Source organism: Hymenobacter gummosus (genome assembly GCF_003970915.1).
Classification (GTDB): domain Bacteria; phylum Bacteroidota; class Bacteroidia; order Cytophagales; family Hymenobacteraceae; genus Solirubrum; species Solirubrum gummosum.
The window spans coordinates 75034-87008 of record NZ_RXOF01000002.1; the positions used below are offsets into that span (position 1 = coordinate 75034).

General features: G+C 62.4%; 7 protein-coding genes and 1 other RNA gene. 2 read left to right on the top strand and 6 right to left on the bottom strand.

The annotated features are described in order from the left end of the window. Positions 1-111: 111 nt before the first annotated feature. Together EJV47_RS03655 and rnpB are read right to left on the bottom strand one after the other, a co-directional pair. Positions 112-1269 carry a sigma-54-dependent transcriptional regulator gene (locus tag EJV47_RS03655; protein WP_126691790.1) on the bottom strand — a complete coding sequence of 386 codons (1158 nt, stop codon included), beginning with the start codon at positions 1267-1269 and terminating at the stop codon, positions 112-114. A 294-nt stretch (positions 1270-1563) separates the two neighbouring features. Continuing rightward, positions 1564-2026: RNase P RNA component class A (gene rnpB / locus EJV47_RS03660), an RNA gene on the bottom strand. A gap of 58 nt (positions 2027-2084) precedes the next feature. Between rnpB and EJV47_RS03665 the strand changes: the two genes are divergently transcribed. Then, positions 2085-2954, top strand: coding sequence for a PDDEXK family nuclease (locus EJV47_RS03665; RefSeq protein ID WP_126691791.1), 870 nt, complete (start codon positions 2085-2087; stop codon positions 2952-2954). Here EJV47_RS03665 and EJV47_RS03670 read toward each other — a convergent pair whose 3' ends face one another. From EJV47_RS03670 to EJV47_RS03680, 3 genes are all read right to left on the bottom strand, one after another. Next, positions 2955-4847, bottom strand: coding sequence for a M1 family metallopeptidase (locus tag EJV47_RS03670; protein ID WP_126691792.1), 1893 nt, complete (start codon positions 4845-4847; stop codon positions 2955-2957). Between the two features lie 148 nt (positions 4848-4995). After that, positions 4996-6126: a Smr/MutS family protein gene (locus tag EJV47_RS03675; protein WP_126691793.1), complete on the bottom strand. Its 1131-nt coding sequence runs from the start codon at positions 6124-6126 to the stop codon at positions 4996-4998. Positions 6127-6553: 427 nt separating this feature from the next. Beyond that, positions 6554-7462 (bottom strand): YfiM family protein, encoded by a 909-nt coding sequence (locus EJV47_RS03680; RefSeq protein WP_243650995.1) that lies wholly within the window; start codon positions 7460-7462, stop codon positions 6554-6556. Positions 7463-7741: 279 nt separating this feature from the next. On the opposite strand from EJV47_RS03680, the gene EJV47_RS28865 reads away from it, so the two are divergent. Next, a complete protein-coding gene (locus tag EJV47_RS28865; protein ID WP_126691794.1) occupies positions 7742-10579 on the top strand; it encodes an alpha-amylase family glycosyl hydrolase in 2838 nt (945 codons plus the stop codon). Positions 10580-11004: 425 nt separating this feature from the next. Here EJV47_RS28865 and EJV47_RS03690 read toward each other — a convergent pair whose 3' ends face one another. Beyond that, on the bottom strand, positions 11005-11865 hold the full coding sequence (locus tag EJV47_RS03690; RefSeq protein ID WP_126691795.1) for an N-acetylglucosamine kinase: 861 nt from the start codon (positions 11863-11865) through the stop codon (positions 11005-11007). Positions 11866-11975 lie beyond the last annotated feature (110 nt).

Here is an 11975-nt window from a genome sequence, read left to right on the forward strand (position 1 = left end):
CAGTGAGACCGTTGTGCTGCTAGCGGAAGGATTGGCTACGCCTTCCTACGGTTGCTTCGCTTGACTACGTCGACCTCCGGTTCGCTCGCAATGACTGCCACCCGAGCCGGCTTACTTCCCGGCGTAGCTCTTGGCGTCGTCTTCGGTTATCGGGTCGCCGCCCATGATGACGAGGCGCTCCACCACGTTGCGCAGCTCGCGGATGTTGCCGCGCCAGTCGAGGCCTTGCAGGTAAGCCATGCCTTCGGGGCTCATTTTTTTGGGCTTGGTGCCGTAGTCGTTGCCGATGTCGCCGAGAAACTTCTCCACCAGGGCCGGAATGTCGTCGCGGCGGTCGTTGAGGGCGGGCACCTGGATGAGGATGACCGAGAGGCGGTGGTAGAGGTCTTCGCGGAAGTTGCGGTCGGCAATTTCCTGCAGCAGGTTCTTGTTGGTGGCGGCCACCACGCGCACGTTCACGCTGATTTCCTTTTCGCCGCCCACGCGGGTAATCTTGTTTTCCTGCAGGGCGCGCAGCACCTTGGCCTGGGCCGAGAGGCTCATGTCGCCGATTTCGTCGAGGAAGAGCGTGCCGCCGTCGGCCTGCTCGAACTTGCCGATGCGCTGCTTCACGGCCGAGGTAAACGAGCCTTTCTCGTGGCCGAACAGCTCCGATTCAATCAGCTCCGACGGGATGGCGGCGCAGTTGACTTCCACCATCGGCCCACCCGCGCGGTTGCTCAGCTCGTGAATCTGGCGGGCTACCATTTCCTTGCCGGCGCCATTGGGCCCGGTCACGAGCACGCGGGCGTCGGTGGGGGCCACCTTCTCGATGGCGGTGCGCACGGCCTGCAGCGGGGCCGAGGTGCCCACCATCTCCGAGCTTTTGGCAATCTTCTTCTTGAGCGTCTTGGTCTCGGTCACCAGCTTGGTGCGGTCCAGGGCGTTGCGCACGGTCACCAGCAGGCGGTTCAAATCGGGCGGCTTCGGAATGAAGTCGAAGGCGCCTTTCTTGGTGGCGTCCACGGCCATTTCGATGTTGCCGTGGGCCGACACCATGATAAAGGCCGTGTCGGGCGCAATTTTCTGGGCGCGCTCCAGCACTTCGAGGCCGTCCATCTTGGGCATTTTCACGTCGCAGAGCACCACGTCGTACTTGTCCTTGATGAGCATGTCGAGGCCGGCGGGGCCGTCTTCGGCCTGGTCGACCTGGTAGCTTTCAAACTCCAGGATTTCCTTGAGCGTGTAGCGAATGGCTTTTTCGTCGTCAATGATGAGGATGCGGGGCATGGAAAACGTGGTAGGTCAGTCGGGGGTGAAAGTAAGGAAAAGGGCGGAGGACAAAGATGCTGGCGCCGGTTTAGCCGGCGAAGCCAGCGTAACCGGTGACTGGAATAAAGCAGGTTTTCAACCTGCATAGAACGTTGTTGCCTCCGGCGGGCAAACCTGGCCAAGCGCCACCCGCAGGCTGAAAGCCTGCCTGATTTTGGGCACCGGTTACGCTGCTACGCAGCTAAACCGGCGCCAGTTGTTAAACAAAAACCGGCCGCCGCTGCTGCTTGCAACGACGGCCGGTTCTGAAAGCCAGGTGATGCGCCTGTAAGCCGGGTTCTGTCCGCCACCTTGCGGCAGCAGCCCCACCATTTATCTAGGCCCGAACTCGCGCGCGGGCTCCATCAGCCTACCCGCCGACACCGGACGAGCCGCCCGGTGCAAAGCCGAAGCTTTGCCTGCCGGCCTATTTGGCCTTTCAACCCCTGAGGTTTACCCAGCCGGACGGTCACCCGCCCGCTGGTGCGCTCTTACCGCACCTTTTCACCCTTACCCGGCGGTGAGTTGGTGAAATGGTGATATGGTGAGTGCCGTTGAACGTCAAACTCACTATTTCACCAATCACCATTTCACCGCCTGGCGGTAGTTTTCTGTGGCACTGGCTGTCCGACGGCCGTTCCCAGCCGCCGTCCTTCCCGTTAGGAAGCAGGGTGCTCTGCGTTGCCCGGACTTTCCTCTCCGCCCCGAAAGGCGCAGCGGTGGGGCGGCGCATCACTTGCGGGCAAAGGTAGCGAATCATAGCTTTAGCGGCTCAACCTTGTAAAAGACTAACAATGTCTGTTCCGCAACTGCTAGTGCCGCAAAGAATCAGCCTTCGTAATAATTCGAAATACAACGAAGCATTTATCCAGAAAGCAATAGCTGACAACCCCTCGATACTAGGGCTAGGAGAGATTGAGTTGATAGATAAGGAAAGAGTTCAAGCTAAAGGTGGACGCCTAGACTTTATGTTTCGGGACAAAAATGGTCGACGTTATACAGTGGAGTTGCAACTAGGCTCTACTGATCCAAGTCATATTATTAGAACACTTGAGTATTGGGATATTGAACGGAAAAGATACCGGCAGCATGATCATTGTGCCGTAATTATTGCTGAAGAAATAACAGGACGGTTTTATAATGTTATCAGTCTTTTTGGCGGCGTACTGCCGCTGATAGCAATTCAGCTGAACGCATATGAAATTGATGGAAAGCTAGTCTTGGTTTTTGCAAAAGTCTTGGATGAAATTCCTGCTGGGCTTGACGATGAAGACACCAAGCCAACCAACGTTACAAGAGAAGACTGGGTGTCTAAAACCTCTGAAGCCTCAGTCGCTTTAGCTGAGGAATTGCAGAAAATATTTAACGAAATAGATGACAGCATCCGGTTGAATTTTACTAAAATATATATTGGACTTACTCTTGGTGGTATTGCTAATAACTTTCTGATAATGACGCCTAATAAAAAGCCAGTAATACAAGTGGCAATCAGGCTGAATGAGAGTGCGGATATAGATGATATAATTGATAAAGCCGGATTTGAGACGCTGCCTTACGAGGCGCGTTACAAGCAATACAAGCTCCGATTGACGAAGACGGATATTGATAAAAAAGCAGATGTTATAAAGTTATTGCTGGAAAGATCTTACGAGGAATGGAAGTAGTTACTTCCCCGTCCACGTGTTGTCCTGCGGGTAGCTGTCGGGTACCCAGGTGCTGCCCAGCTTCACCTGCTCGATAGCCATGTAGCCGCCGGGCACGTGAATGGTGACGGTGCGGGCGCCGGATTCCCAGACTTCCACGCTGCGGTGAATTTTCTCCGTCTTCTTGGTCGTGAAGGTGATGGTCAGGTCGACGGGCAAGGGCTTGCTGCCCTTGGACTCAACGACGATGTCGTAGCCGTCGGCTTTCTTGGTCACGCTCTGAATGGCCAGGTCGGGGTAGCCGTTGTCGAAAAACCAGCGCTGCCAGAACCAGTTCAGGTTGCGGCCCGCGCCGGCGTTCATGCTGTTGAAGAAGTCGTAGGGCATGGGGTGCTTGCCCTGCCAGGTGCGGATGTAGTGGTGCAGTGCCTTGGTAAACAGCTCGTCGCCGAGCATATCCTTCACGTAGAGGTAGCCCAGGCCGGGCTTGGGGTAGGAGTTGAGGAAGAAGGCCGTCCCGGTTTGCTGGGTGCTGAGCGTGGTAATGGGCACGTCGACTTCGGTGGCGGCCGCGCCGGCGTAGGGGGCAATGCCGTAGTCGTCCTGCAGCTTGGGGTCGATGATGCTCGAAATCAGCCACTCACCGATGGTAGCCCAGCCCTCGTCCATCCAGCCGTACTTCGTCTCGTTGGTGCCCATGTAGAAGGGAAACATGGTGTGGAAGATTTCGTGGTCGGTGAGGGTAATGGCATCCCCGCGGGTGTCCACGGGGTTGTCGTTCACCATCATCGGGTACTCCATCTGGTCCAGCCCGTCGAATACGGTGATGTGCGGGTAGGGGAACGGCCACCGGGGGAAGGTGTAGCTCATGGCTTCCACCGTCTTGCGCCCGAACTGCACCACCTCCTCGTAGTCCTTGTGCTTGGGGTTGTACACGGCATCGACGCGGGTGCGGCGCTTGGTGGCCGGGTCCACCACCAGGCTGGTGCTCTGCCACACGTAGTGGTCGGAGGTGGCGAAGGCGAAGTCCGTCACGTTCTGGGCCTCGAAGTGCCAGGTGTTCTGCGCATTCGGGGCGGTGATGCCGCGGCGCTGGGCTTCCTGCGCACTGACGATGGTGGTGTAGCCGTCCTTCTGCTCGGCCTCGCGCAGGCGCTTGAGGTAGGGCTTGGTCAGCACCTGCTCGGCGTTGGTCAGGTCGCCGGTGGCCCACACGAGGAAGTCGCGGGGCACGGTAATGTCGGCCTTGAAAGAGCAGAAGTCGTTGTAGAACTCCTGCTGGCCGTTGTACTGAAACTCGTTCCAGCCGTCGATGTCGTCGTAGACGGCCACGCGGGGGAAGAAGTAGGCCACAAAATCGGCCCCCGGCTCCACCTCGCCGGTGCGGGTGTGGGAGCCTTTGTTCAGGGTGTAGGCGTAGGTCACCGACAGCTTCACCGCCTGCTTGGGCCCCAGCGTCTGCGGCAGCGGCACCGACATATTGGTGGCCTGCACGCGCAGCTTGGCCGCGTCCACGGCCTGCCCGTTCACCGTCACGCGCTCAATCTGCACGCCCTCGCCGATGTCCTCCGGGCTCATGCGGCTGGCCCGGGGGGCACCTTTCTGGTAGAGGTTGGGGTAGAGCTTAAGCAGCAGGCGCGGCAGCTCGTCGGGGCTGTTGTTCTGGTAGCTGATGTCGACCGTGCCCTTCACCAGGCGCGTGGCCGGGTCGAAGTTGATTTTCAGGGCGTAGTCGGCCGTGTTCTGCCAGTAGTTGGGGCCGGGCTGCCCGTCGGCGGAGCGGGTGCCCTTGGCGTAGGTGGCCAGCAGGTTGCGCGGGATGGGCAGCGTGGGCGCCGGGGTGGCTTGCTGGGCGAAAGAGGCGAGCGGGCTGAGGGCGAGGAGAGAGGCGGCGAGCAGGCCAGGAAGGTTCATGCGGAGCGGGAAAGGGAGCGGAACAGTCATCCTGAACGCAGGGAAGGGCCTTCTCACGCTTGAACAGCAGGCGTCAGGTAGTTCTGACGTGAGAAGGTCCTTCGCTACGCTCAGGATGACAGCTTAAACAACGACACAACTGCTTGCCTTACTTCAGCCGCACCAGCGTGGCGCCGTAGCCGAACTTCTCCTTGCGCGCCTCCTCGAAGAACTTGATGTCGCGGTTGCGGCTCAGGCGCTTGTGCAGCTCCTTGCGCAGCGTGCCGTTGCCTACGCCGTGGATAAACACGATTTCGTGCATGTTGGTGGCCAGAGCCCGGCTTAGCGCGTCCTCGAAGGCGGCGGTTTGCAATTCCAGCACGGCGGTGTTGCTCAGGCCCTCGGTGCCGCCTTCGGGCTTGAGGGCTTCCAGGTGCAGGTCCACCTCGTGGGGCGGGGGCACGATGGCCTTGGCCGGCTCGGGCTTGGGGGCGGGCACCACGGTTTTGGCGTCGCCGCGGAGCTTGTCGGCCAGCTGGTCGCGCAGCTTCACCGGGTCCACGGCGGGGGCGGGCTTGGGGGCCTCGTCGGTAAGGGGCACGGGGATGGGAGCGGCGGGCTTCTCGTCGAGCTGAAACAGGTAAGCCTCGCGCTTGATGACCGGGGCCTCGCGGCGGCTGGAGTAGAACGAGCTGGCCTTGAACGAGACGCGCTTGAGCAGCGTGTCGTAGAGCGTGGCGGTGTCTAGCTGTGACGGGAGCAGCTGCACCACGGCCGTGGCCCACTGGTCGAAGTCCTTGAGGTGGCGGTGACCCAGCGGCTGGCTCACGGCCTTGGGCGCCAGCTTGTCGGCGGCCAGGGCGCGGTACTGCCCGCCGCGCTCCTCCCCGAAGGTAAAGAGCACGTCGGCGTCGGTGTTGTTGATGAGGTGGGCCACCAGCAGCTCCGAGGTTTGCTGCACCAGGGCCAGGTACAGGCCCTTGGGCGCGGGCGGGGCCGGGGCGGCTTTGGCGGGCGTGCTGGTGCTGCCGCTGGGCGTCGTCGTGGTAGTGGGCGCGGCCGGGGCGGCTTTGCCGGGCTTACCGGGCTTGATGGGGCGCGGGGCGGCTACCTGCGAAGGGGCCAACTCGCTGCCGCCGAAGGCTTTGAACTCCTCCGCGGCCACCAGCACCAGCTCCGAGCGCAGCACCGGCACCGGGAAATCATCAATGGTGACTTCCACCAGGTTCTGGTCGAGGATGCGGGTAACGATGCCTTCTTCGCGGCCCGACATGAGGCGCACACGGTCTCCGATATTCATGAATCGCTGATTTTACTTGATTTCTTTGATTGGCTTGTGCCTTCCTACGGTTACGCTGATTGCGGGCAACAAGTGCCCCACCGGGCGTAGGGAAGGGGGTAAAGGTCGGCAGAGAATCGGGAAAGTTGCCTGGGCCGTCTGAAAGGAGGGATGACCAAGGCCGCTTCTCGAAGCGCCCGTTGGCGTGAGCTGTTGAAGGGCCCCGCTTCGAGAAGCAGCGGGTTGTTACAGTCCAGGAAGCCCGTCGCTTCTAGAAGCGGGGCCCTAGCCTGGGGGTAGCAGCTCCCCGCTTCTCGAAGCGGTGACCTTCACACAGTACGCAAGCCCGTCGCTTCGAGAAGCGGGGGGCTCCACTCACCCGAAATACCGGCTGCTTCGAGAAGCGGCCGGCTGCGCCTGGTGTCGTAGCCGCGCGGGCGGCGGGAGTTTAGTAATACAGCCCATGCAGCACCAGCCCGCGCTTGCGGTTCAGCTCCAGGGCCGGGGCGGGCAGATGGAAGATGCTGGCCACGTAAAAAACCGTGCGCAGCGCCTTGCTGCGCGTCGGGATGCGGCGCAGGTCGATGTCGACCGAGAGATAGTACTGCCGGTAGTTGTCGAGGCCGGCGGCGCGGTTGGTATTGGGGTCGTTATACACCATCTGCTGGGCGCCGTAGCCCAGGGCCGGTTGCAGCCAGCGGGGCCAGCGGCTGCTTTCAGGCAGAAAGGCGCCTACGTCGGTGCACAGCCAGTAGGTCTGCCCGTTGTAGTCCTTGAGCAGCCGCTCCCCGAAGCTTTTGCCGAGTACGTTGGGCCGGTAGGCGGCGTAGGGCGTCAGGCGGAACGACACCTTGGGCATGACGCGCACCTCACCCCAGGCCAGCTGCTGCCCGATCAGGCCCGCCGAGCCCAGGAAGTTGGCCGCCAGGTCGGTGGCGGAGGCGCCGTAGGCCGGGTCCAGCCCGTCGAAGTACTCAATGGGGCTCTGCAGCAGGAAGCCCACGAAGCCGCCGTACCACAGGGCTTTGCGCTCCGGCAGGCCGGCCCAGCGCAGCAGGTCTACCGCCCCGCGGCTTTCGTGAAAGGCGCCCCAGAAGTGCCCGGCCTTGTCGAGCTGCTTCCACTCGGGCAGGTCGTTGAACCAGTGAAACCGCTCCCGCGGCCCCGTGTACCAGCTCCGGCTCAGGGCGTAGTAGGTGCCCGTGTAGCCCACGGCAAAGGTGCCGATGACCAGCGGCAGCCGGTGCCGGGGCACCACCGCGGCCGGTTGCGGCAGCGAATCGAGCGGCAGCAGGGGCAGGCGGGCGGGCCAGGTGGGGTGGAAAACGTGCGGGTTGGGCTGCTGCAGGGCCCGCATAAGTGCCTGAGAAGAGCGGCTTGGATTGGTCGAATCAGGGGATACCGACTGGGGCGGGAGGGGCGCGGGCGCAATGGTTTGGGCCCCGGCTGAGTGAGTGCTCAATCCATTAAATAACATTAATAAACCACACAAATAAAAACCGGAGTAACTTAGTGCCGCCATAGCCCGAAAAGTACGCAGAAATGCCCGAAACGCTCAATTAGAGCCGACCGGAACCAGCGTCCCCGCCGGGCTTGTTGCCCCGAAAATGATTTTTCCCAACCATTCCCACTCCTAATGAAAACACTTCGACTCCTGGCCGTGCTGCTGCTGGCGCTGACCGGCGCGGTGCGGGCGCAGGTGGTAACCACCAACCCGGCCTTCTTCACCGCCGCCGACCCGGTGACCTTGACCTTCGACGCCTCGCAGGGCAACCAAGGGCTCAACAACTTCACCGGCGACGTGTACGCCCACATCGGCGTCATCACCAACCTCAGCTCCTCGCCCTCCGACTGGAAGTACGTGAAATTCGGCAATTTCAACGTGCCTGACCCGTCCATTCAGCTCACCCGCATCAGCACCAACCGCTACACCTTGAGCATCACGCCGAGCGTGCGGGCCTGGTTTGGCGTGCCGGCCTCCGAGCAGATTCTGAAGCTGGCCATGGTGTTCCGCAACGGCGCCGGCACCCAGGTGGGCCGCGCCACCGGCGGCGGCGACATTTTCGTGGACGTGCAGCAGAACGCCAACCTCTCGGTACGCATCACCGCGCCCGTGGTGGGCCAGAACCCGCTGTTCATCAACAGCGGCTCGGCCGTGAACGTGACGGGCACCGCATCCCAGGCCGCCACGCTCACCCTCACGCTCAACGGCACGCAGGTAGCCCAGCAAACTAATGCCACCACCCTGTCGGGCTCGGTGACGCCGACCCAAACCGGCCGCAACGTTATCCGCCTGACGGCCGCCGTGGGCACCACCTCGGTGTCCGACTCGGCCATCGTCTACATCCGCCCGGCTGTGACCACCGCCGCCCTGCCCACCGGCGTGCGCGACGGTATCAACTACCTGCCCGGCGGCACCTCGGCCGTGCTGGTGCTGACGGCCCCCAGCAAGCAGTTCGTGTACGCCATCGGCGAGTTCAACAACTGGCGCCCCGAAACCAGCGCCTATATGAACAAGACCCCCGACGGCAACAAGTGGTGGGTGCAGCTCAATGGCCTGACCGCCGGCCGCGAGTACGCCTTCCAGTACCTCGTCGACGGGGAGCTGCGCGTGGCCGACCCCTACGCCGAGAAGGTGCTCGACCCCAACAACGACCGGTTTATCCCGGCCGTGACCTACCCCAACCTGAAAGCCTACCCCACGGGCCAGACCACCGGCATCGTGTCGGTGCTGCAGACCAACGCCCCGGCCTACACCTGGACGGCCACCAACTACCAGCGCCCGGCTAAGTCGAAGCTGGTGATTTACGAGCTGCTCCCGCGCGACTTCATTGCCCGCCACGACTACCAGACGCTCATCGACACGCTGGGCTACCTGCAGCGCCTGGGCGTCAACGCCATCGAGCTGATGCCGGTGAACGAGTTCGAGGGCAATGAGTCCTGGGGCTACAACCCCTCGTTCCACTTCGCCCCCGACAAGTACTACGGCCCCAAAAACGAGCTGAAGCGCTTCGTCGATGCGGCCCACGCCCGCGGCATGGCCGTGATTCTGGACGTAGTGCTCAACCACGCCTTCGGCCAGAACCCGATGGTGCAGATGTACTTCGACGGCACCACCGGCAAGCCCGCGGCCAACTCGCCCTGGTTTAACGTGGACGCCACCCACCCCTTCAACGTGGGCTACGACTTCAACCACGAAAGCGCCTTCACCAAGGCCTACTCCAAGCGCGTGATGGAGCACTGGATTCAGGAGTACCGCGTCGACGGCTACCGCTTCGACCTCTCCAAGGGCTTCACCCAGACCCCGAACCCCAACGACGTGGGCGCCTGGGGCCGCTTCGACCAGTCGCGCGTCAACATCTGGACGGACTACAACAACGCCATCCGCGCCGTCGACCCGAACGCCTTCGTCATCCTGGAGCACTTCGCCGACAACTCGGAGGAGCTGGCCCTCTCGAACGCCGGCATGATGCTGTGGGGCAACCTGAACCACAACTACAACGAGGCCACCATGGGCTGGCTGGCCAACTCCAACTTCAGCTGGGGCTACTACGGCGCCGGCAACGGCGGCCGCGGCTGGACGCAGCCGAACCTGGTGACCTACATGGAAAGCCACGACGAGGAGCGCCTGATGTTCAAGAACATCACCTACGGCAACCAGTCGAACCCCGCCCACGACACGCGCAGCCTGCCCGTGGCCCTGGCCCGCCACGAGGCCGCCGCCGCCTTCTTCTTCACCGTGCCTGGCCCGAAGATGATCTGGCAGTTCGGCGAAACTGGCTACGACGTGAGCATCGACTTCAACGGCCGCGTGGGCAACAAGCCCATCCGCTGGAGCGACTACCAAGACCCGAACCGCCGCAAGCTCTACGACGTGTACAGCTCGCTTATCGCCCTGAAGAAAAGCCAGCCGGTATTTGACAACCCCACCAGCTACGCCCAGCAGCTGGCCGGCGCCGCCAAGAGCATCCACCTGAGCGACGCGGCCCAGAAGATTACCATCATCGGCAACTTCGATGTGACCAGCACCACCATCGACCCGGCCTTCCAACAGACCGGCAAGTGGTACGACTACCTGAAGGGGGACAGCATCACCGTGACCAACGTGAATGCCCAGCGCACCCTGCAGCCCGGTGAGTACCACGTGTACACCACCACCCGCGTGCGCCGCCCCGCCACCGTGCTGGCCTCCAAAGCCGCCCAGCAGGTAGCCGCCCTGGGCCTGACCGTGGCCCCGAACCCCACCGCCAGCCGCGCCACCGTGCGCCTGACCGTGCCCACCGCCGCCCCGGTTACCGTATCGGTGCGCAACGTCATCGGCCGCGAGGTGCGCCGCGTGCAGCAAGCCGCCCGCCCCGCCGGCGCCACGGTAGAGGTACCGCTGACGCTGGACGGCCTGGCCGCCGGCGTGTACCTGGTGAACGTGCAGGCCGGCTCGGCTACGGCCACTACCCGCCTGGTGGTGCAGCCCTAAGCGCAATGATTGAATGACCGGATGACTGAATGATTGATTTGGTCAGACGGCTCCCAGCGGAAAGCCCGCTCCGAACAACTCGGAGCGGGCTTTTTCGTGCCTGGCAGTGGCGGACCGAAGCAAGGGCCACGTCGTCCACAGCCGCGTAGCGGCGCCATGTTGGTAGCAATATGAGGAGGGAAGAACAGCCGAGCTGCAGCGCAGCGGCATGGTCTTGCTGAGGTTGAACGACGATTCGCATCTGGAAGGCGCCTGGACCATGCCGCTGCGCTGCAGCTCGAACGTGCTATAAGCGTGGTATTTCTACCAACATGGCGCCGCTACGCGGCTGTGGGTCCGAGCCGACCAACCACACTAAATACTTAAACGCCGAAGGGGCGCCGCGTATGCCCGCAGCGCCCCTTCGGTAATCAACACTGCTGATACTACTCCGCCGCGGCCATTTCCACGTGGTAGTCCACCAGCGAATCGATAGGGGAGCGGATGATTTTGCCGACTTCCATGCCGTGGGCGCGGGCCACCTGGGCCAGCGCGTCGCGGAAGTTGTAGCCCACCGAGCCTACGCAGTTGAACGAGTAGTTCTGGTAGCCCGGGTACTGAATGACCAGGTTCTTGAAGAAGGCCTCGAAGCCGTCGACCACGATGTCGCGGCAGTAGCTCACGTTGTTGTGGTCGTAGGCAAATTTGCTGAACGAGGCCAGGAAGCGGTTCGGCAGCGGCTGGTTGTACACGCGGTCGAAAATCTGCTCGTTGTCCAGGCCGTACTGCTGGCGGAAAGCCTCCTGCAGGCCGTCGGGCAGCAGGCCGCGCATGTAGTCGCGCAGCAGGCGCTTGCCGATCCAGGAGCCGGAGCCCTCGTCGCCGAGGAAGTAGCCCAGCGAGTCGATGTTGTGGGTAATGTCCTTGCCGTCGTAGATGGCCGAATTGGTACCCGTGCCGAGGATGGCCGCGAAGCCCGGCTTGTTGCCCAGCAGGGCGCGGGCCGAGGCCAGCAAATCGTGACCTACGAACACGTTGGCCAGCGGAAACACCTGGCGCATGGCTTTTTCGACGATGGCCACGTTCTGCTGGGTGGAGCAGCCGGCGCCGTAGTAGCTCACCTCGCGCACGGCCTGGCGGTTCAGCGTGTCGGGCAGGCTCTGGTCGAGCGAGGCCACGATGCCGGCCGTATCGATGAAGTAGGGGTTGTAGCCCTCGGTGTTGAAGTGGACGCGCTGCTGCGGGTCGGCCAGGTCAAGCTGGCACCAGCTGGTTTTCGTCGAGCCTCCGTCGGCAATCAGAATCATGGGTAGAGCGGGGAAGGGTTGCGGTAGAACATGCGTCGCCGAGTGAGGGCGCGAAGCGGCTAAGTTAAGGGGCTGGGCGGGAAATAGCGCCCTTTGGCGGGCCAGTGCAA

Coding starts and splice junctions, on each gene's coding strand:
- EJV47_RS03655 (WP_126691790.1), bottom strand. CDS start 1,269: ATGCCCCGCATCCTCATCATTGACGACGAAAAAGCCATTCGCTACACG.
- EJV47_RS03665 (WP_126691791.1), top strand. CDS start 2,085: ATGTCTGTTCCGCAACTGCTAGTGCCGCAAAGAATCAGCCTTCGTAAT.
- EJV47_RS03670 (WP_126691792.1), bottom strand. CDS start 4,847: ATGAACCTTCCTGGCCTGCTCGCCGCCTCTCTCCTCGCCCTCAGCCCG.
- EJV47_RS03675 (WP_126691793.1), bottom strand. CDS start 6,126: ATGAATATCGGAGACCGTGTGCGCCTCATGTCGGGCCGCGAAGAAGGC.
- EJV47_RS03680 (WP_243650995.1), bottom strand. CDS start 7,462: ATGCGGGCCCTGCAGCAGCCCAACCCGCACGTTTTCCACCCCACCTGG.
- EJV47_RS28865 (WP_126691794.1), top strand. CDS start 7,742: ATGAAAACACTTCGACTCCTGGCCGTGCTGCTGCTGGCGCTGACCGGC.
- EJV47_RS03690 (WP_126691795.1), bottom strand. CDS start 11,865: ATGATTCTGATTGCCGACGGAGGCTCGACGAAAACCAGCTGGTGCCAG.